Origin of the sequence: Methylobacterium sp. UNCCL125, from assembly GCF_900116795.1 — a bacterium.
Taxonomy (GTDB): Bacteria; Pseudomonadota; Alphaproteobacteria; order Rhizobiales; family Beijerinckiaceae; genus Methylobacterium; species Methylobacterium fujisawaense.
In genome coordinates this window covers 178,779-198,287 of sequence record NZ_FPBW01000004.1, presented here as the reverse complement: position 1 = coordinate 198,287, position 19,509 = coordinate 178,779, and the positions used below count along the sequence as shown (strand labels likewise).

Annotated in this window: 19 protein-coding genes; 8 read left to right on the top strand and 11 right to left on the bottom strand. The window is 69.3% G+C overall.

Going from position 1 to position 19,509, the window contains the following annotated elements; genetic code table 11:
- Positions 1-25: 25 nt before the first annotated feature.
- The gene (locus BM396_RS04560) at positions 26-517 is read right to left on the bottom strand and encodes a hypothetical protein (RefSeq protein ID WP_170861845.1); all 492 of its coding nucleotides are present in this window, start codon (positions 515-517) and stop codon (positions 26-28) included.
- 407 nt (positions 518-924) lie between these two features.
- Between BM396_RS04560 and BM396_RS04555 the strand changes: the two genes are divergently transcribed.
- A complete protein-coding gene (locus BM396_RS04555) occupies positions 925-1,353 on the top strand; it encodes an Hsp20 family protein (RefSeq protein ID WP_012320108.1) in 429 nt (142 codons plus the stop codon).
- Positions 1,354-1,451: 98 nt separating this feature from the next.
- Positions 1,452-1,736, top strand: a complete 285-nt coding sequence (locus BM396_RS04550) for a BQ00720 family protein (RefSeq protein ID WP_043354930.1) — start codon at positions 1,452-1,454, stop codon at positions 1,734-1,736.
- Between the two features lie 21 nt (positions 1,737-1,757).
- Here the strand turns inward: BM396_RS04550 and BM396_RS04545 are convergent, their stop codons facing one another.
- Positions 1,758-2,525: an alpha/beta hydrolase gene (locus BM396_RS04545; protein WP_043378650.1), complete on the bottom strand. Its 768-nt coding sequence runs from the start codon at positions 2,523-2,525 to the stop codon at positions 1,758-1,760.
- A 107-nt stretch (positions 2,526-2,632) separates the two neighbouring features.
- Here BM396_RS04545 and BM396_RS04540 point away from each other — a divergent pair, with 107 nt between their 5' ends.
- From BM396_RS04540 to moeB, 3 genes are all read left to right on the top strand, one after another.
- Positions 2,633-3,919, top strand: coding sequence for a glycosyltransferase family 4 protein (locus BM396_RS04540; RefSeq protein ID WP_236961350.1), 1,287 nt, complete (start codon positions 2,633-2,635; stop codon positions 3,917-3,919).
- A gap of 208 nt (positions 3,920-4,127) precedes the next feature.
- Positions 4,128-4,649, top strand: a complete 522-nt coding sequence (infC, locus tag BM396_RS04535) for a translation initiation factor IF-3 (RefSeq protein ID WP_020092802.1) — start codon at positions 4,128-4,130, stop codon at positions 4,647-4,649.
- Between the two features lie 103 nt (positions 4,650-4,752).
- The gene (gene moeB / locus BM396_RS04530) at positions 4,753-5,538 is read left to right on the top strand and encodes a HesA/MoeB/ThiF family protein (RefSeq protein ID WP_043378639.1); all 786 of its coding nucleotides are present in this window, start codon (positions 4,753-4,755) and stop codon (positions 5,536-5,538) included.
- Here the strand turns inward: moeB and BM396_RS04525 are convergent.
- The 5 genes from BM396_RS04525 to rpmI form a co-directional block, all read right to left on the bottom strand.
- Entirely contained in the window at positions 5,527-6,408 is an 882-nt protein-coding gene (locus BM396_RS04525; protein ID WP_043378636.1) for a DUF1186 domain-containing protein, read from the bottom strand. The two genes, moeB and BM396_RS04525, sit on opposite strands and share 12 nt — an antisense overlap.
- A gap of 9 nt (positions 6,409-6,417) precedes the next feature.
- Positions 6,418-8,838: a phenylalanine--tRNA ligase subunit beta gene (pheT, locus tag BM396_RS04520; RefSeq protein ID WP_043378633.1), complete on the bottom strand. Its 2,421-nt coding sequence runs from the start codon at positions 8,836-8,838 to the stop codon at positions 6,418-6,420.
- Positions 8,839-8,936: 98 nt separating this feature from the next.
- Positions 8,937-10,019 (bottom strand): phenylalanine--tRNA ligase subunit alpha, encoded by a 1,083-nt coding sequence (gene pheS / locus BM396_RS04515; protein ID WP_043378630.1) that lies wholly within the window; start codon positions 10,017-10,019, stop codon positions 8,937-8,939.
- 156 nt (positions 10,020-10,175) lie between these two features.
- Complete coding sequence (gene rplT, locus BM396_RS04510) at positions 10,176-10,553, bottom strand: 50S ribosomal protein L20 (RefSeq protein WP_043355811.1); 378 nt, start codon at positions 10,551-10,553, stop codon at positions 10,176-10,178.
- A 51-nt stretch (positions 10,554-10,604) separates the two neighbouring features.
- Entirely contained in the window at positions 10,605-10,808 is a 204-nt protein-coding gene (gene rpmI / locus BM396_RS04505) for a 50S ribosomal protein L35 (RefSeq protein WP_007561407.1), read from the bottom strand.
- Positions 10,809-11,455: 647 nt separating this feature from the next.
- On the opposite strand from rpmI, the gene BM396_RS04500 reads away from it, so the two are divergent.
- The 3 genes from BM396_RS04500 (at position 11,456) to dapE (ending at position 16,341) form a co-directional block, all read left to right on the top strand.
- Positions 11,456-12,586, top strand: a complete 1,131-nt coding sequence (locus BM396_RS04500; RefSeq protein WP_043378628.1) for a glycosyltransferase family 4 protein — start codon at positions 11,456-11,458, stop codon at positions 12,584-12,586.
- Positions 12,587-12,734: 148 nt separating this feature from the next.
- On the top strand, positions 12,735-15,080 hold the full coding sequence (locus BM396_RS04495) for an amylo-alpha-1,6-glucosidase (protein WP_043378625.1): 2,346 nt from the start codon (positions 12,735-12,737) through the stop codon (positions 15,078-15,080).
- An 82-nt stretch (positions 15,081-15,162) separates the two neighbouring features.
- Complete coding sequence (gene dapE / locus BM396_RS04490) at positions 15,163-16,341, top strand: succinyl-diaminopimelate desuccinylase (protein WP_043378621.1); 1,179 nt, start codon at positions 15,163-15,165, stop codon at positions 16,339-16,341.
- Here the strand turns inward: dapE and truA are convergent.
- From truA to recR, 4 genes are all read right to left on the bottom strand, one after another.
- Positions 16,323-17,084, bottom strand: coding sequence for a tRNA pseudouridine(38-40) synthase TruA (truA, locus tag BM396_RS04485; protein WP_043378618.1), 762 nt, complete (start codon positions 17,082-17,084; stop codon positions 16,323-16,325). The genes dapE and truA overlap by 19 nt on opposite strands.
- The gene (gene fmt, locus BM396_RS04480) at positions 17,084-18,013 is read right to left on the bottom strand and encodes a methionyl-tRNA formyltransferase (protein ID WP_043378615.1); all 930 of its coding nucleotides are present in this window, start codon (positions 18,011-18,013) and stop codon (positions 17,084-17,086) included. The genes truA and fmt overlap by 1 nt, the downstream gene beginning before the upstream one ends.
- 7 nt (positions 18,014-18,020) lie before the next feature.
- Positions 18,021-18,536 carry a peptide deformylase gene (gene def / locus BM396_RS04475; protein ID WP_043378612.1) on the bottom strand — a complete coding sequence of 172 codons (516 nt, stop codon included), beginning with the start codon at positions 18,534-18,536 and terminating at the stop codon, positions 18,021-18,023.
- 104 nt (positions 18,537-18,640) lie between these two features.
- Entirely contained in the window at positions 18,641-19,246 is a 606-nt protein-coding gene (recR, locus tag BM396_RS04470; RefSeq protein ID WP_043378609.1) for a recombination mediator RecR, read from the bottom strand.
- Positions 19,247-19,509: the final 263 nt, after the last annotated feature.

The following is a 19,509-nucleotide window of genomic DNA, read 5'->3' as shown; positions in this document are numbered from 1 at the left end:
GCCGGCCGGGCGGGTTGGGGCCGGATCAGTGAAGCACCGCGCCTGCGGGGCAGGAGGCCGGGGCGAGGCGTTGGGCCGCCGCATCCAGCGGCCCGACGGCCGCGCGGACCGCCGCCACGAGGCGGGGCGCCGCCTCCCGTCCGGTGATCTCGGCGGCGGCTGCCTCCAAGTCCGTCCAGAGGCGCTGACGCCCGCGGTTGATCAGCGTCACCAAGGCGCATTCGTGACCGGTCACGCGGCAGCAACTCGCCGGCATGAACGACCAGTCGCCGTCGCGCTCCGCCCGCAGTGCCCGGATGATCGCGACCACACAGGCGACGAAGCGGCAGCCTTCGGTCGGCCCGAGCAGCTGCTCGGCGCCGTCGAAGGCCGCGTTCCAGCAGGCGACGTCGCTGGTCATGTAGCCGGCGGCCACGAAACGGGCCACCGACAGGGCCAGGATATCAGCCTCATCGCCGCAGATATCGGCGACGCGCCGCATCGCCGCATGATCAGTCCGGGTCAGGGGCGCGCTCATGGACTGCGGTGCCTCGCGTCGCAGGACAACTTGCATAGACCGACCGTCATGGTCGGATCATCTTCTTTCGCGGCAGTATCCAGGCCGGCCGCCCGGATCAAGGCCCAGCGAGAAAATCAGAGCAGTTCCAAACTGTTAGAGGAAAGCGTGGCCGTCCACGTCTTTGCCTATGTGTCCCGGTAATTTTTGCCTAATTATCCTGGATTGGATCGGACCACGCCGTCCGGACGAAACCCGCGGCCTCCCTTGATGGCCCGGACGGCCTTGGCCATATCTCGTTGTTGCCGGCGACGTCTCGTCCGGCGGAGCGCTACTTCGGTGGGCTCCCTGTCGACGAGGTGCTCAGGCATCCCGGGATTGCGGCGGATCCCGGGGTCGGAGGCCTCGCTTTCTGGATGATGGCCGCGATGACCCGATCCTCGCCCTTCGGGCACCCGTTCCTGCTCGGCTTCGACGAGATCGAACAGGCTCTCGACCGGGTCTCAAAGGCCGCCAATGACGGCTATCCACCCTACAACATCGAGCGGCTGCCCCGCACCGAGAGCGAGCCCGAGCGCCTGCGCATCACGCTGGCGGTCGCCGGCTTCACCCGCGACCAGTTGGACGTCATGTTGGAGGAGAGCCAGCTTGTCGTACGCGGTCGCCAGGTCGACGAGCGCGAGAGGCACTTTCTTCACCGCGGCATTGCGGCGCGCCAGTTCCAGCGGGCCTTTCTCCTCGCCGACGGCATGGAGGTCCTCGGGGCCGACCTCGCCAACGGCCTGCTGTCGATCGATCTGGTCCGTCCGGAACCGGATCGCATCGTGCGCAAGATCGATATCGGCGCCCGCGGCTGAGACCGATTGATTGGACGGCGCGGATCCCCACATCAGTAAGGAGCCGCCGAAGCCTTCAGGATCGGCGGCGCACGCTCTGCCACCCCAGGAGGGCTTTGATGACCAATCTGAACCCGTCTCCGTTGACCCCGGCCGATCTCGACCCGGCCGATTTTGCGCCCGCCGATCTCGCGGCCTTGGGCGAGGGTCACATCGCCTATGTCCGGCCCATCCGGTCCGACGAGGTCCGCCGTTTCTTCCCACAGGCGCCCGAGCTGCTGCCCGGCCTCGATCTGTTTGCCCTCCTCTCGGCGAGTGGCGCTCCGATCATGCTCGCCGATTCGCGGGACGTCGTCCTGGCGAATGCGGTCGCGCAGGACCTGCAGCCGGTCAGCCTCCACTGACCGCTCCGGCCGAGGAACCGGTCAGGCGATCTCGTCCACTGCGGCGATCAGGCGCGCGATGTCCTGCGGCCGCGACAGGCTGTGATCCCCGTCGGCGATGAGCGTCAGCACGGTGTCCTCGGCCGGCAGCCGGCCAAGGATCTTCAGGGCGTGGGTGTAAGGCACATCGGTGTCCCGCATGCCCTGGAGGATGTGGACCGGGCAGGCCGGATCGACCGTGTCGCCGAGCATGCAATGCCGCCGCCCGTCGTCGATGAGGTTCAGGGTGATCGGGTCCGGTTCCGACCCGTAGTCGCTGGGCCTCCGCAGGATGCCGTCCCGGATCAGCATGGCGCGGGCCGCCTCGCCGAGGCGGTTCCAGATCAGCTCTTCGGTGAAATCCAGGGCCGGGGCGATGAGCACGAGACCGGCGGTCGCCTGACCTCCGTTCGCCCGGTCGCGGGCGGCCAGGCAGGCGATCCATCCCCCCATCGACGAGCCGACGAGAATCGGCGCCTCCGCGGCGTAGGCGGCCAGGACGGCCTGCGCGTCCTCGAGCCACGAAGAGATCGTGCATTCCGTGAAGGTGCCGCTCGAGGCCCCATGCGCGGCATAATCGAAGCGGATGAGCGTGCGGCCCCTCTGCGAGGCCCAGGCATCCAGCGCCGTCGCCTTGGTGGCCGTCATGTCGGAGCGGAATCCGCCGAGCCAGACGACCGGTGGACCGCCCCCCTGACGCACCCGCACGGCGATGCGCCGGGCGGCCTCGCCCGTGCCGACGGTGAGGAACTCGGGGGCCATATCCGACATCGTTCTCTCCGATATCCCTGTCTCGACGTGGAAGAAGTCCGGACCTGAACGGTTCGGCTTCAACTCTCGTTTACCGGACCGTAAAGCCCGGCGGCGATGCTGGATCAATGGTAGCGAGCATTTGGCAGATACCGGTCGGGGGCCTGCGCGTCCTCGCCGATGGACCGCGGACGGGCGAAGGTACACACGCCTTGTCGGGTTTTCCCGCGGAAGTCGGGGCCCTTGCGGGCGCTCGCGTCCTGCAGATCATTCCCGAACTCGACGCCGGGGGCGCCGAGCGCACGACCGTCGATGTCGCGGGCGGCCTCGCGGCCGTGGGCGCCCGCGCGCTGGTGGCGACGGAGGGGGGGCGGCTCGTCGGGGAATTGCAGGCCAAGGGCGGCCACTGGCTTCGCTTCCCGGCCGCCGCGAAGAATCCGGCGCTGATGGCCGTGAACGTCCTGCGGCTCATGGCCCTCTGCCGCCGCGAGCAGGTGCAGATCATCCATGCCCGCTCCCGTGCGCCCGCTTGGGTCGCCCTCGGAGCGGCGCGCCGGCTCGGCCTGCCGTTCGTCACCACCTATCACGGCAGCTATTCCGGCCGGACCAACGTCAAGGTTCTGTACAATTCGGTGATGGCCCGCGGCGACGTGGTCATCGCCAACTCGCACTACACCGCAGACCTGATCCACCGGCTGCATGCCGAGCAGGCTGGCGACCGCGTGCGGGTCATCCACCGCGGCACGGATCTCGGCGTGTTCAACCCGGTCGCCGTCGGCGCCGTACGGGTCGAGGCGCTGCGCCGGAGCTGGAACGTCGCGCCGCACGAGCGCGTGATCCTGCTGGCCGCCCGCCTCACGGCCTGGAAGGGCCATCGGGTGCTGATCGAGGCGGCCGCGCAGATGCGCGACCGCGGCGTTCCCGATCTGGCCGTGGTCCTGGCGGGAGACCCTCAAGGACGCGCCTCCTACGAGCGCGAACTCGATGCGCTGATCGCCGCGCGCGGGCTCGAGGGTATCGTCCGGCGGGTCGGTCACTGCACCGACATGCCGGCCGCCTTCCGGGCCGCCTCGGTGGTGGCGGTGCCGTCCGTTGAGCCGGAGGCCTTCGGCCGTTCGGCCGTGGAGGCGCAGGCGCTCGGTACGCCGGTGGTGGTGTCCGATCTCGGGGCCGTACCGGAAACCGTACTGGCGCCGCCGGAGACGCCAGCGGGCCAGCGCACCGGATGGCGCGTCCCGGCCGGCGACGCGGCCGCGCTCGCCGCATCCCTGACCGAGGCCCTTTCTCTCGGCGCCAGCGCCCGCGACGCCCTCGGACGGCGGAGCCGTGCGCATGTCGCGGCGCATTTCTCCCTCGAGCGCATGGTCGGCGACACGTTGGCGGTCTATGCGGGGCTGCTCGGCCGCTTGCCCTGAGCGGCCGGCTGACCCGGAAAGCGGACCGAGACGCCGTGGCCGATTATTTTCGGCACCGCGGCTTCAGGCGGTTGACTCTGGTCGCGGTTCCACCAACGTTGTACGTCCGGAAGAGACCGGGGCGGCAGGCGGCCAGGAGATCCTTCTGGGAACCGCCGTTTCGCCGTTGCAGCAGGAGACCTAAGCCATTCGTAGACCGATGAGAGCCATGCCGGCCCCGCAGAAGGACGGGCCGCGCGCCAACCGCGACATTCGCGGTGTGCGGGAAGTGCAGCTGATCGACGATACCGGGCAGAACCGCGGCGTCGTCCCCTTCTTCGACGCCCTCAATCTGGCTGAGGAAGCCGGTCTCGATCTCGTGGAGATCGCGCCGAACTCCGTGCCGCCCGTCTGCAAGCTGCTCGATTACGGGCGCTTCCGCTTCAACGAGCAGAAGAAGCAGAACGAGGCCCGCAAGCGCCAGAAGACCGTCGAGGTGAAGGAGATCAAGCTCCGCCCCGGCATCGACAAGCACGACTACGACACCAAGATGAAGTCGGTGCACCGCTTCTTCGAGGAAGGCGACAAGGTCAAGGTGACCCTGCGCTTCCGCGGTCGTGAGATGGCTCACCAAGATATCGGTCTGCGCCTCCTGGAGCGCGTGAAGAGCGAGACGGCGGAGATCGCCAAGGTCGAGAGCGAGCCGATGCTCGAAGGCCGCCAGATGATCATGATCCTGGCGCCGCGCTGAGCGGCACCGATCCCGAGACGCGAGATCCGCGCCGCCTCCTCACCGGGGCGGCGTTGTCTTTTCAGCGCTTCCGATTGGCGGCGCCGCGGATTAAGGGGCAGCCATGGCCCTCGCTCCCGATGAGATCGAACGCTACGCCCGCCACCTCGTCCTCGCCGAGGTCGGCGGCCCCGGCCAGGCCCGGATCAAGGCCGCCCGGATCCTGGTCGTCGGGGCCGGGGGGCTCGGCGCGCCGCTGATCCAGTATCTCGCCGCCGCCGGAATCGGGACGATCGGAATCGTCGACGACGACGCGGTTTCCCTCTCGAACCTCCAGCGGCAGGTGATCCACGGCACGCCGGATCTCGGCCGGCTAAAGGTCGAGAGCGCCGCCGACGCGGTGGCGCGGCTCAACCCGCACGTGACCGTCGTCCCGCATCCGGTCCGCATCGATCCGGACAACGCCGTCGACCTGATCGCCGGCTACGACCTCGTGGCCGACGGATCCGACAATTTCGCCACGCGCTACGCGGTGTCGGATGCCTGTTTCCGCGCGCGCCGCCCGCTGGTGACGGCGGCGCTCGGCCGCTTCGACGGGACGCTGACCACGATCCGCGCCCACGAGACCGGGCCGGACGGGACGCCGAACCCGACCTATCGCTGCCTCTTCCCGAACCCGCCGCCGCCCGGCAGCGTGCCGGCCTGCGCGGAGGCCGGCGTGCTGGGAGCCCTGGCCGGGGTGATGGGCTCGCTGATGGCCATGGAGTTGCTCCGCTCGGTGGCGGGCTTCGGAGAGCCCCTGGTCGGGCGCCTCCTGATGGTCGATGCCCGCGCCATGCGGTTCGAGACGCTGAGCTACGGCTGGGATCCCGACAACCCGCTCAGCGGCACCGGCGCCTCAGCGGCCTAGGGAACCCGGCGGCATCCACGGGCCCTCGACGGTCTCGGCGCCGAGGCAGCACTTCTTGAACTTCTTCCCGGAGCCGCAGGGACACGGATCGTTGCGGCCGACGTTCTTGAGCGGATTGCGCTGCGGCTCCCCCGCGCCCTCCTCGGCCCAGTCGAGGGCTTCCACCGGCTCGTCGAGGTAGCCGTACTGGTAGGGGCCGAGCCGGTCGCGGTCGTCCGGATTGGCCTCGGCCTTGCGCAGAGCGTCCTTGAACCACCCGGCGTCGCTGATCTCGTCGGTGAGGCGTCCGTCGGCACGGGCCGCAGCCGCCCGGGGCGCGAGGTCCCGGAAACCGAGATGGGCGATCGTCTCCTCCCAACCGACCCAGGCCGGCGCCCCTTCCACGGCCGCCTGGGCGTCATCGAACCGGACCAGCAGGTCGTGCATCGCGGCCCGGTCGATCCGACCCTCCAGGGTCAGGAAGGTGCAGGCGCTGAGCAGCGCCATGCGCACGTAATCGTCCACCGTGCTGTCCAGGATCAGACGGAACAGCGGCTGCGGATCGCCGTCGAACAGGCTCGCCAGGATCTTGGCAAGGGTCGCCGTGACGGCATCGCCGAGGATGGCGTCGAGGGTTTCCTCGTCGTGCCGGAGCAGCCTCAGCAGCGGTGCCAGGGCGCGCGTATCCCGGGCATGGGCCAGGACGTGCAGGCCCCAGAAGAGAAGGTTCGTCTCCTCCGGCGTCAGCTCACGTCCGTCGGCCGCGCCCTCCAGCAGCGGCAGCGTCGCCTCCGCGACGGCGGAGGGATGTTTGAGCGCTTCCCGCAGCGCCGCCTTCGGCCGGTATTCGGCCGCCGCGAGGTCTTCGATCAGCAGGGCGATCCGGTCCATGGCGGCGCCTCAGGTCCGAAGGGTCGCGCCGGTTTTGCGGGACACTTCGGCGACGATCCTGGCGCTCACCGCCTCGATCTCCGCGTCGGTGAGGGTCCGCTCGACGGGCTGCAGGCGCACCGCGATCGCCACCGACTTCGCGCCGTCCGGCACGCCGGGTCCCTCATACAGATCGAACACGTCGACGCCGGTGACGAGCTTGCGCTCGGCGTTCTGTGCGGCCTTCACGAGGTCACCCGCCGGCACGTCGCGGCCGACCACGAAGGCGAAGTCCCGCGACAGCGGCTGGAGCTCCGACAGCACCAGGGCGGCCTTGGCCTTGGTCGGCTTGTGCTTGGGCAGGGGCAGGGCGTCGAGGACGATCTCGAAGGCCACGAGGGTGCCCTTCAGATCGAGGGCCTGGAGCGTCCGCGGATGCACCTCGCCGAACCAGCCGATCTCGGTCTTCGGACCGAAGCGCAGGGTGCCCGAGCGGCCGGGATGAAGCCAGGACGGGCCGCCGGCGGTGATCTGAAGGCCGCCGGTCGGAACGCCGAGGCTGCCCAGCAGGGCCAGGGCGTCGGCCTTGGCGTCGAAGGCGTCGACGGTCCCGGCCGTGCCGTGCCAGTGGCGTCCGGCGCCCGACAGACCGGCACTGCCGCGCCGGACCGCCGCCGCCCGGATGGTCTGGCCCTCCGGCGCATCGGAGGCGAAGCACTGGCCGACCTCGAACAGGGCCGCGTCCGGATAACCCCGGTCGGCATTGCGCTGCGCAGCCCGCAGGAGCCCCGGCAGCAGGCTCGGCCGCATGTCCGACAGTTCCGCGGCAATGGGATTGGCCAGGACCAGATCGGCACCGCCGCCGCCGAACAGTTCGGCATCGCCATGCGGGACGAACGACCACGTGACCGCCTCCATGAGGCCCCGGCTCGCCAGGGCCCGCTTCGCGGTGCGGGTCCGCTTCTGCATCACCGTCAGCAGCGGACGGCCGATTCCTTCGAGCGGGGGCAGGGGCTTGGCCTCGATCCGGTCCAGCCCGGCGATGCGCACGACCTCCTCGACGAGGTCGGCCTTGCCTTCGACATCGGGCCGCCAGGACGGCGTCAGCACCTTCACCCGGTCGCCGGTCCCCGAGATGTGGAAGCCCAAAGTCTCCAGGATCACCTTCATCTCGACACGCGGCACGTCGAGGCCGGCCAGGCGGCGGACCTCGCTCCACGGAAAGTCGATGATCCGCTCGGATTCGGGAGGCTCGCCGACGATATGCGCCTCGGTCGGCGTACCGCCGCACAGGTCCACCACCAAGCGCGTCGCGAGATCGAGGCCCGGCAGCGTGAAGGCCGGATCGACACCCCGCTCGAACCGGTAGCGCGCGTCGGTGATGAGGCCGAGTCGGCGGCCCGTCTGGGCGATGTTGGCCGGGTCCCAGAGCGCCGATTCGATCAGCACATCCGTGGTGCCGGCGTCGCAGCCGGAGTCCTGGCCGCCCATGATGCCGGCGATGGATTCGACGCCGTTCCGGTCTGCGATCACCACCATGTCGTCGGTGAGCGCGTGGGTCCGGCCGTCGAGGGCGAGCAGGCTCTCGCCCTCGCGCGCACGGCGCACGGTGAGCGGCCCGGCGACCTTGGCGGCATCGAAGACGTGGAGCGGGCGACCGCGATCGAAGGTCACGTAGTTGGTGATGTCGACGAGCGCATTGATCGGGCGCAGGCCGATGGCCCGCAGCCGGGCCTGCATCCAGCCCGGCGACGGCCCGTTCGTGACCCCGCGGACGAGCCGCAGGGCGAAGAGCGGGGCGAGGTGCCGGTCGGCCGGCTCGAAGGCCAGCTCCACCGCGACCGGGCAGGGGCCCTCGCCGCGCACGCCCGGCAGCGTCTCGCGCTTGAGCGTGCCGAGGCCGGCGGCCGCGAGATCGCGGGCGATGCCGTGGACCGAGGTGCAGTCCGACCGGTTCGGCGTCAGGTTGATCTCGATGACCGGATCGTCGAGCCCGGCATAGAGGGCGTAGGCCTGGCCGATCGGTGCGTCGGTCGGGAGCTCCATGATGCCGTCATGGTCGTCGCCGAGGCCGAGCTCGGCGCCCGAGCACAGCATGCCGCGGCTCTCCACACCGCGGATCGTGCCCACCGACAGGGTGATGTTCTTGCCCGGGACGTAGGTGCCCGGCGGCGCGAAGACCGAGACGAGACCGGCCCGGGCGTTCGGCGCTCCGCAGACCACCTGCACGGGCGCGCCCGCGCCCGTCTCGACGGAGCAGACCCGCAGCCGGTCGGCGTTCGGGTGCTGCTCGGCCGTCAGGATCTTCGCGATCACGTAGGGCTTCAGCGCGGCGGCCTTGTCCTCGATGCCCTCCACCTCCAGGCCGATCCGCGTCAGCGTCTCGGCGACGGTGTCGAGGGTGGCCTCGGTGTCGAGGTGGTCCTTGAGCCAGGAGAGGGTGAATTTCATGATGGACCTTCGAGAGCCCGATATCGGCTCGACCGTCGGAGGAAGAGGATGGCGGGGCCGTCACCGGAGCCGGAGGGCCCCGGTGAGGCCGGTGCGGCTCAGCCCGTGAGGCCGCCCACGAGGCTCGGAACGTCGAGCGGGCGGAAGCCGTAATGATCCAGCCAGCGGACGTCGGCCTCGAAGAACGGCCGCAGGTCCGGCATGCCGTATTTCAGCATGGCGATTCGGTCGATGCCGACACCGAAGGCGAAGCCCTGCACGGCATCCGGGTCGAGCCCGCAATTGCGCAGCACGTTCGGATGCACCATCCCGCAGCCCAGGATCTCCAGCCAGTCGTCGCCCTCGCCGAAGCGGATCTCGCCGCCCTTGCGCGAGCACTGGATGTCGACCTCCGCGGAGGGCTCGGTGAAGGGGAAGAAGGACGGGCGGAAGCGCATCTTCACGCCCTCCACCTCGAAGAACGCCTTGCAGAACTCCTCCAGCACCCATTTCAGGTTGGCGATGTTGGCCGCCTTGTCGATCACCAGCCCTTCGACCTGATGGAACATCGGCGTGTGGGTCTGATCGGAATCGTGCCGGTAGGTCCGGCCCGGGATGATCACCCGGATCGGCGGGGTCTGCGCCCGCATGGTGCGGATCTGGACCGGCGAGGTGTGGGTGCGCAGCACCTTGCGCTTCCCGTCGCGGTCCGGCGCCAGGAAGAAGGTGTCGTGCATCTCGCGGGCCGGGTGCCCGGGCGGGAAGTTGAGCGCGGTGAAGTTCAGATCGTCCGTCTCGATGTCCGGACCCTCGGCCACCGCGAAGCCCATATCGGCGAAGATCGCGGTGATCTCGTCGATCACCTGGGAGATCGGATGGATCCGGCCGCGCACCTCGGGGGCCTCGCGGACCGGCAGCGTCACGTCGACCCGCTCGGAGGCGAGGCGGGCCTCCAGGGCGGCCTCGGCGAGGGCGGTCTTGCGCGCGGTGACGGCGCCCTGGACCCGGTCGCGCAGGCCGTTGATCAGCGGGCCGCGCTCCTTGCGCTCCTCCGGCGTCATCGCACCGAGGGTCTTCAGCAGATCCGAGACACTGCCCTTCTTGCCGAGCGCGGCGACGCGGACCGCGTCGAGGGCCGCCTCGTCGGACGCCGCGCTCACCTGGGCCAGGAGATCGCGTTCGAGGGTATCGAGATCGGTCATCGCTGTCTTCGAGCAGGGTTGGCGGAGTCGGCCGTCGGGCCGTGCTCTCGCGCGTTGTGCGCCCGCACGCAAGCGCGGGGCAGGGGACCTCGTAAACGACGAAGGCGCGGCTCCCCGGGGAACCGCGCCTTCCGTACGTCTCGCCTCAGGCCTGGATCAGGCGGCCTTGGCGGTGGTCTGCGGCAGTGCGGCCTTCGCCTTCTCGACGACGGCGGCGAAGCTCGCCGGCTCGTGGATCGCGAGCTCCGACAGGGCCTTGCGGTCGACGACGATGCCGGACTTCGCCAGACCGTCGATGAAGCGCGAGTAGGTCAGGCCGTGCTCGCGGACCGCCGCGTTGAGACGCTGGATCCAGAGGGCGCGGAACGTGCGCTTCTTGTTCTTGCGGTCGCGGTAGGCATACTGCATGCCCTTCTCGACCGCCTGCTTGGCGATCCGGATCGTATTCTTGCGCCGGCCGTAATAGCCCTTGGCGGCCTTCAGAACTTTCTTGTGCTTCGCGTGACTGGTCACGCCGCGCTTGACGCGGGCCATCGGTTATCTCCTGGATTCGACGAAAGACAGTGGCAACGGGTGTTGAAGGACTTACCGCGCGTTCGGCAGGAAGTACTTCTTCACGTTGGCGGCATCGCCCTCGAACAGGGTCGTGGTGCCGCGCAGGTTGCGGATCTGCTTGGTCGTCCGCTTGATCATCCCGTGGCGCTTGCCGGCCTGGGCGTACATCACCTTGCCGGTGCCGGTGATCTTGAAGCGCTTCTTCGCGCCTGATTTCGTCTTCAACTTGGGCATTTGGCTCTCCGTTGCGCGAAATGATCCCGGACCGCCCCGCAAGGGTCGGATGGGGTTCGCGCGCTGATGCTTCTGGTGGAGCAGCACGAGCCGCCACGGCAGCCCTATCGGCCGGGCGGTTCGACGCGGTGCGGCTTATGACAGAAAGCTGACGCGGCGGCAACGCCCGTGAGGCGGGACGCGGGCCTGGGGGGCGGAGGGCCCTGGACATCCGCGTCGCCGGTCCGGGGCGCAGCGGGCGAGCCCGGGATCCAGAAGCGCCGACACCGCCGTTTCGGGCGCCCGGTCCGTATCCAGGTCCGGGATCTGCTGCGCCGTCCCGGAGTACGGGTTTGTCGGGTCCGGGCGCAACCTGATCCCGATAGCCGGCGTTCGTGATCCTGTGGCGCATGGAGGCGATGCGCGTGTCCGGACCGGAGACGGGCCGGCTCCGCGCGACTGCCCCGCGAGCAGCGGATTGGGCGCCGGTGACCATGTCGCGGCCGCTGATTCGGAGGAATTCGGGGACAGCGAGCGCGCTGCACAAAACGGTGAGCGACAACGGGGGTCGCCAGGAACCATAACCTTGGCCGTCCGTTTCATTCATGTCCCGCTCAGGCCGGCAGGGTTAGACCCCCCGTCAAATTCGGCCAACCAGGAGACACTTCGTGCGCATTGCCCAGATCGCTCCGTTGTCGGAGGCCGTCCCTCCGAAGTTCTACGGCGGCACCGAGCGCGTCGTCAGCTGGATTACAGAAGAACTGGTCCGCCAGGGTCACGAAGTCACGCTCTTCGCAAGCGGTGACTCCGAGACGTCTGCCAAGCTCGCAGCCTGCACGCCCGAGGGCCTGCGCCTGCTCGGCTACCGGGATCACACCGCCAGCCACCTGGCGATGCTGCATCAGGTGCACCGCCGCGCGCACGAATTCGACATCCTGCACTTCCACATCGACCTGCTTCAGTATCCGATGTTCGAGGATCTGAACCACAAGTGCATCACCACGATGCACGGTCGCCTCGACGTGCCGGACTTCATGCCGGTCTACCGCACCTTCACGGGCATGCCGCTGGTCTCGATCTCCGACAACCAGCGCCTGCCCATGCCGCCGACCTCCAACTGGCTGGCGACGATCCATCACGGCCTGCCGGCCGAGAACTGCCCGTATTACCCGGACGCCAAGGGCGGCTACCTCGCCTTCCTCGGCCGGATCTCGCCCGAGAAGCGCCCCGACCGCGCGATCGAGATGGCGATCCGCTCCGGCACGCCCCTCAAGATCGCCGCGAAGGTCGACAAGGCGGACCAGGATTACTGGGACGAGGTCATCGAGCCGATGATCCATCACCCGCTCGTGGAGTATATCGGCGAGATCAACGAGGAGCAGAAGAAGGACTTCCTCGGTAACGCCCTGGCGCTCGCCTTCCCGATCGACTGGCCGGAGCCCTTCGGTCTCGTGATGATCGAGGCCATGTCGGCCGGCACCCCGGTGATCGCCTTCCGCAACGGCTCCGTGCCGGAGGTGATCAAGGACGGCGTCGGCGGCGTTCTCTGCGAGAACATGGACGATGCCGTCGCGGCCGTCGCCAAGGTCAAGACCATGAGCCGCGCCGGCGTGCGCCGCCACTTCGAGAGCGCCTTCACCGCCGAGTGCATGGTCAAGAAGTACGTCGCTGCATACGAGGACCTGCTCGGTCGTGGCGCCGACGTGATCAAGCTGCCGAAGTCCGGCTACAAGGCGCAATACGGCGAGGTGAACGGCTCCGCACGGCCGGCGATCCCGGTCGCCGCCATGCCGGCCTGAAATCCGGCCCCGGGCTTGCGAGGCAGGTCCGGCTCGGCCTAGCGTCTTAAAGGCGACTCATCCGTAGGATGAACAGGGGCTGCCGCATCGAATGGATGCGGCAGCCCTCTCGATTCGCACCTCTCACTTGCACCCGGAGATGCCCTGCATGGCGGCGGACAACACGGCAGCGGCCCACGATGCGAAGGCCCGGACCGCGGAGAGCGCCGGAAGCGTGGCGCACGGTTTCCAGGACGCGGACGACGTCCTGCCGACCTATCACATCGAGGCGCACACCTCGCTTGTGGAGCGGCCCCTCCGCTCGCTGAAGTTCGGCGAGGCCTTCGGCGTTCTCGATTCCTACGGCGATATCGGCGTCCAGCCCGGCCCGGAGGGCCTGTATTTCCAGGACACGCGTTACCTGTCGCGTCTGGAAGTGACGGTGGAGGGTCAGCGCCCGCTGATGCTCTCCTCGGTGATGCAGGACGACAACGGCGCGCTCAGCGTCGACATGACGACGCCCGACATCCGTCTCGATGCCCATGACGAGACCTCGATCCCGCGCGAGACGATCGCCATCGAGCGCACCAAGTTCCTGTTCCGCGGGGCCTGCTACGACCGGATCGGTCTGCGCTCCTACGATTCGAAGCACCGCCGCCTGCGCATCGTCGTGACGTTCGACGCGGATTTCCGCGACCTGTTCGAAGTCCGCGGGACCGACCGCCAGGAGCGCGGCAAGCGCGGCGTCCTGGTGGCAAGCGATCGGGAGGTGCAGTTCCGCTATGTCGGCCTGGACGAGATCGTCCGGACGACGGCGCTGCATTTCGGCCCGAAGCCCAACTCGATCGAACCCGGCAAGGTGGTTTTCGATGTCTCGCTCCCGCCGGAGGGCCGGGCCTCGCTGTTCATACGCGTCACCTTCGAGGCGCACCGGGCCTTCACCAAGCCGCCGACCGACACGATGGTCGGGGAGGACGCGGCCGCCAAACTGACCCTCGCGGCCAATGCCGGTGGCGCCCGGCGCGAGCCGAAGGATCTCGCCGAGGGCACGATCTTCGCCCGCGCCTACCGCGACTCGCGGCGCGATCTCCGGAGTCTAACCGCCGGCATCACCACGATCATCTCGTCGAACGACCAGTTCAACGAGGGCCTGTGCCGGGCCACGGCCGACCTCTACATGCTGGCGAGCCGCACCCCGGAGGGCATCTACCCCTTCGCCGGCATCCCCTGGTACTCCACGGTGTTCGGCCGCGACGGCATCATCACGGCGATGATGGCGCTCTGGATCGACCCGAAATTCGCCCGGGGCGTGCTCCGCTACCTCGCCTCGACGCAGGCCAAGGCGGTCGATCCGGCCGCCGACGCCCAGCCCGGCAAGGTGCTGCACGAGACCCGGCGCGGCGAGATGGCGATGCTCGGCGAGGTGCCGTTCCGGCACTATTACGGCACCATCGACGGCACCCCGCTCTTCGTGATGCTGGCCTGGGAGTACTACGCCGTCACGGGCGATCTCGACACCGTTCGGGCGATCTGGCCCGCGCTGGAACTCGCCCTGGAATGGATGGACCGTTACGGCGACCGGGACGGCGACGGCTTCGTCGAGTACGCCCGCGACACCGACAAGGGCCTGGAGAATCAGGGCTGGAAGGACAGCCACGATTCGATCTTCCACACCGACGGTCACCTGGCCAAGGGCCCGATCGCCCTTTGCGAGGTGCAGGGCTACGTCTACGCGGCCAAGAACGGAATGGCGAAGCTCTCGGCTCTGCTGGGGCATGACCCGATGGCCGAGCGTCTCACGCAGGAAGCCGTGGCGCTTCGCGAGAACTTCGACGCGGCGTTCTGGAACGAGGAGATCGGCACCTACGCCCTGGCCCTGGACGGCGCGAAGAAGCAATGCGCGGTGCGCTCGTCCAACGCGGGCCACGCCCTGTTCACCGGCATCGCCAAGCCCGAGAGGGCGTCACGGGTCGCCGAGACCCTGCTCGGCAAGGACGGCTTCAACGGCTGGGGGGTGCGCACCATCGCCAAGGGCGAGGCGCGCTACAATCCGATGTCCTACCACAATGGCTCGATCTGGCCGCACGACAACGCGCTGATCGCAATGGGTCTGGCGCGCTACGACCGCAAGCACGAGGCCGCCCGCATCTTCCAGGGCATGTTCGACACCTCGCTCTACCAGGACCAGAAGCGCCTGCCGGAACTGTTCTGCGGCTTCATGCGCCGCAAGCAGCGCGGGCCGGTCTCCTATCCGGTGGCCTGCAGCCCGCAGGCCTGGGCGGCGGCGGCGCCCTTCGCCTTCCTGGCGGCCTGCCTCGGTCTCGAACTCGACCACGAGCGCAACCGCGTCCGGCTCAAGAACCCGATCCTCCCGGCGTTCCTCGACGGTGTGACGCTCTACAACGTCAAGCTCGGCGGTTCGCGCCTGGATCTCCGCTTTCAGCGCTACGACGACGATGTCACCGTCTCGGTGCAGCGTCGCCACGGCGACGTGCAGGTGGTGGTGACCAAGTAGGGCCGGGCACACGGGAGTTCCGGGGCGGCCCGCTTCGGGGTAAGCGGGCCGCGCGGCACGTCACGCCGCCGAGGACGGGTTCATGCCGGCTGATCATCACGCCCCCGACGCGGCCCTGCGCCTTGCACAGGCCCTGATCCGGTGCCCGTCCGTGACGCCGGAGGACCGGGGCGCCCTCGACGTTGTCGCCGACGCGCTCCGGCCTGCCGGCTTCGCCGTCGAGCGGCCGGTCTTCTCGGAGCCCGGCTATCCCGACACGCCGAATCTCTACGCGCGCATCGGACGGGACGGTCCCTGCCTCGTCTTTGCCGGCCATACCGATGTCGTTCCGGAAGGCGAGGGCGCCTGGCGCCACGGACCCTACGCGGGCGAGGTGGCCGACGGGATGCTGTACGGCCGGGGCGCCGCCGACATGAAGGGCGGCGTCGCCTGCATGCTGGCGGCGACGCTCGCCTTCCTGGAGCGGCGGGGCGACGGCTTCGCCGGCTCCATCGCCTTCCTGATCACCGGCGACGAGGAGGGGCCTGCGGTCAACGGCACCGTGAAGCTGCTCGACTGGGCGCGCGCGCGGGGCGAGCGGTTCGACCATTGCGTGCTCGGGGAACCGACCAATCCTGGCCGGCTCGGAGAAATGATGAAGATCGGCCGGCGCGGGTCGCTGACCGGCAAGCTCACCGTGATGGGGCGGCAGGGCCACGTCGCCTACCCCCATAAGGCCGAGAACCCGATCCCGGGCCTGCTGCGCCTCGCCTCGGCGCTGGTCGGCGAGCCGCTGGATCGTGGGACCGCGCATTTCGATGCTTCGAACCTGGAATTCACCACGATCGACGTGGGCAACCCGGCCAGCAACGTGATCCCGGCGACCGCGCGGGCGACCTTCAACGTCCGCTTCAACGACGACTGGACGGCCGAGACTCTCGGGGCCGAGATCCGCAGGCGCCTGGAGCAGGCGGCCGGGAACGCGGTGCGCTTCAGCCTCGACCTTCAGCCTTCGAACGCCCCGGCCTTCCTCACCCGGCCGGACGCCTTCGTGGATCTCGTCTCCGAGGCGATCCGGGCGGAGACCGGCTTGACGCCCACGCTCTCGACCACCGGCGGCACGTCGGATGCGCGCTTCATCAAGGATGCCTGCCCGGTGATCGAGTTCGGGCTCGTCGGTGAGACCATGCACCAGATCGACGAATGCGTGGCCGTCGCCGATCTGGAGCGGCTCACGGCGATCTACGAGCGGGTGCTCGAGGCTTATTTCCCGAGCGCGTAGTCGACGCCCACGAAGGTCAGCCCCGCGGCTGGAGCGAGCGGTCCGCACCGGCGCTTCTCGCCCGAAGCGAGGATCTCGGCCACGTCGTCCGCCGAGAGGCGTCCACAGCCCGCGAGCATCAGCGTGCCCACCATCGCCCGCACCTGATGGTGCAGGAAGGAGCGCGCCGCGGTCGCCACCACGATCTCGTCGTGCAACGCCATCGGAGCCCGGGCGACGTCGAGCTGCTCCAGCGTGCGGATCGGGCTGTTCGCCTGGCACTCGGCGGCCCGGAAGGCCGAGAAGTCGTGGCGGCCGACGAGGCGCTGGGCGGCGGCGTGCATGAGACCGACATCGAGGGGCCACGGCACGTGCCAGACATGGGCCCGCGTGAGCGCGGCGGGGCTGCGCCGGTTGAGGATGCGGTAGCGGTAGTGCCGGCGGATCGCCGAGTGGCGGGCGTCGAAGCTCTCCGGCACGATCTCCGCGGACAGGACCGCCACCGGCTGTGGCCGGAGATGCGCGTTCAGCGCGTCCCGTACCGTGTCGGTCCGCCAGTCCTTGGCGAGATCGAGATGGGCGACTTGATGAATGGCATGCACGCCGGCATCGGTCCGGCCCGCGCAGGTGAGCCGGACATGCTCTCCCGAGAAGCGCGTGACCGCCGTCTCGATCGCGCCCTGGACGGTGAGGTCGTCGGCCTGCCGCTGCCAGCCGCAGAACGGGCCGCCGTCGTACTCGATGACGAGCTTGTAGCGGGGCATCAGCCGAGGCGGGCGCCGGGCGTCAGGCGGGCGCCGCGGACGAACTCGGCCCCGCTCGCGCTGCCGCCCTTCCCGGCGCGTCGCAGCTCCATGAGCCGCACGGCGCCGTCGCCGCACGCGACGGTGCAATCGGTGTCGCACAGCGTGCCGGGTGTGCCCGCATCCTCTGCCGGGGCGGCTCGTAGCACCTTCACGCGCTCGGGTCCCTTGCCGAGATCGACCTCGAAGAAGGCGCCGGGGAAGGGCGACAGCCCGTTGATCCGATTGGCGATTTCACCGGCCGACCGGGACCAGTCGATCCGCGCCTCGTCGTTGGTGATCTTGTGCGCGTAGACGACGCCGTCCTCCGGCTGGGGTGTGAACGTCAGCGTGCACGCATCGAGCCGGACGAGGGCCTGCGCCATCAGGTCGGCGCCGAGGGGCATCAACGCGTCGTGCAGCTCGCCCGCAATCATGCCTGGCGCGATGGGTATTCTCGCCTCCAGGGCCACGGGGCCGGTGTCGAGGCCCGCCTCCATCCGCATCACGCCGACGCCGCTCTCGGCATCGCCCGCCATCACGGCGCGCTGGATCGGCGCCGCGCCGCGCCAGCGCGGCAGCAAGGAGCCGTGCAGATTCAGGCAGCCGTGCTTCGGTGCGTCGAGGATCGCCTGCGGCAGGAGCATCCCATAGGCCACCACGACGGCGACGTCGGCCCGGTGCGCCGCGAAGGTCTCGGCCGCTTCGGGCGTGCGCAGCGTCGCGGGCGTCAGGACCGGCACGCCGAGGGTGTCGGCGAGGGCGTGGACCGGGGAGGGGCGCAGGCTCATGCCGCGGCCCGCCTTCGCCGGCGCACGGGTATAGACCGCCACGATGTCGTGCCCGTCCTGCGCGAGCCGCGCGAGCGTCGGCACAGCGAAGTCCGGCGTGCCCATGAAGACGACGCGCATGGCCGGCTCAGGCCGCGTCGCGCTTGGCCGCCTTGGTGAACTTCTTGATCACCCGGTCGCGCTTCAGCTTCGACAGATGGTCGATGAACAGCACGCCGTTCAGATGGTCGATCTCGTGCTGGATGCAGGTCGAGAGCAGGCCGTCGGCCTCGATCTCCTGCTCGTTGCCGTCGATGTCGCGGAACCTCACGCGCACCCGGTCCGGACGCTCGACTTCGGCGTAATAGTCCGGGATCGACAGGCAGCCCTCGTCGTAGACCCGCCTTTCCTCCGAGGACCAGACGATCTCGGGGTTGATGAAGACCCGGGCGTCGCGGACGCCCTCCTCCTTCGACGTGTCGATCGTGACCACGCGCTTGGCCACGCCGATCTGGATCGCGGCCAGCCCGACGCCGGGGGCATCGTACATCGTCTCGAACATGTCGGCGACGAGGGTGCGGATCTCGCCGGTGATCGGGCCGACCGGTTCGGAACCCAGGCGCAGGACGGGATCGGGGAGGATGACGAGCGGGCGGATGGTCATGGCGGAAACCGGCAGGGAAGGCGCCGGGACGGGTCCAGGCTCAGCGTCGAATAGGATGCGGCCGAAGACCGGTCAAATACCGGCTCGATCCGCGTGATCGCCCGTCAGAAGGCCGTGCGGCTGCGGATCGCGGCCGACAGGGTGCCCTCGTCGAGATAGTCGAGTTCGCCGCCGACCGGTACGCCGTGTGCGAGGCGCGTGACCTTCACGTCGCAGTGCCGGATCGACTCGGTGACGTAGTGGGCGGTGGTCTGGCCGTCGACGGTCGCGTTGAGAGCCAGGATGACCTCCGTCACCTCGGGCCGGGCCACGCGCTCCCCGAGGCTCGCGAGGTTCAGGTGCTCCGGCCGCACGCCGTCCAGCGCCGAGAGGACGCCGCCGAGCACGTGGTAGCGCGCCTTCACGGCGCCCGAGCGCTCCAGGGCCCAGAGATCGGAGACATCTTCCACCACCACGAGCGTCGTCGGGTCGCGCTCCGCGTCGCGGCAGATCGTGCAGGGGTCGGACGTATCGACGTTGCCGCAGCTCGAGCACACGATGATGCGGTCGGCCGCCACCCGCATGGCGTCGGCGAGGGGGCCGAGCAGCGTGTCGCGCTTCTTGATGAGCTGCAGGGCGGCCCGCCGCGCCGAGCGCGGTCCGAGGCCGGGCATGCGGGCCAGCAGCTGGATCAGGCGTTCGATCTCGGGGCCGGCGACGGCTTGGGGCATCGTGCCTCTTGATGAGGAAGGGGCTGTCAGGTCCGGATGGGCATAGACGCCGCCGGGCAGCGCGCAAGGGTGTACGCGTGCGTGTCCGGCATATGGGTATTCCAGAGCCGCTCCGCCGATAGCGTTACGCTGTGCGATGAACGGAACTGCTTACAGACTTGGGTTCCTGAGTCCACAACTGTGCTCTAATCTGTTTGTCCACGTTGCGGGCCCCTGGCGGAGCCCATAATGACAGCGAAGCTTCGCCGCCTACTCGATGGAGA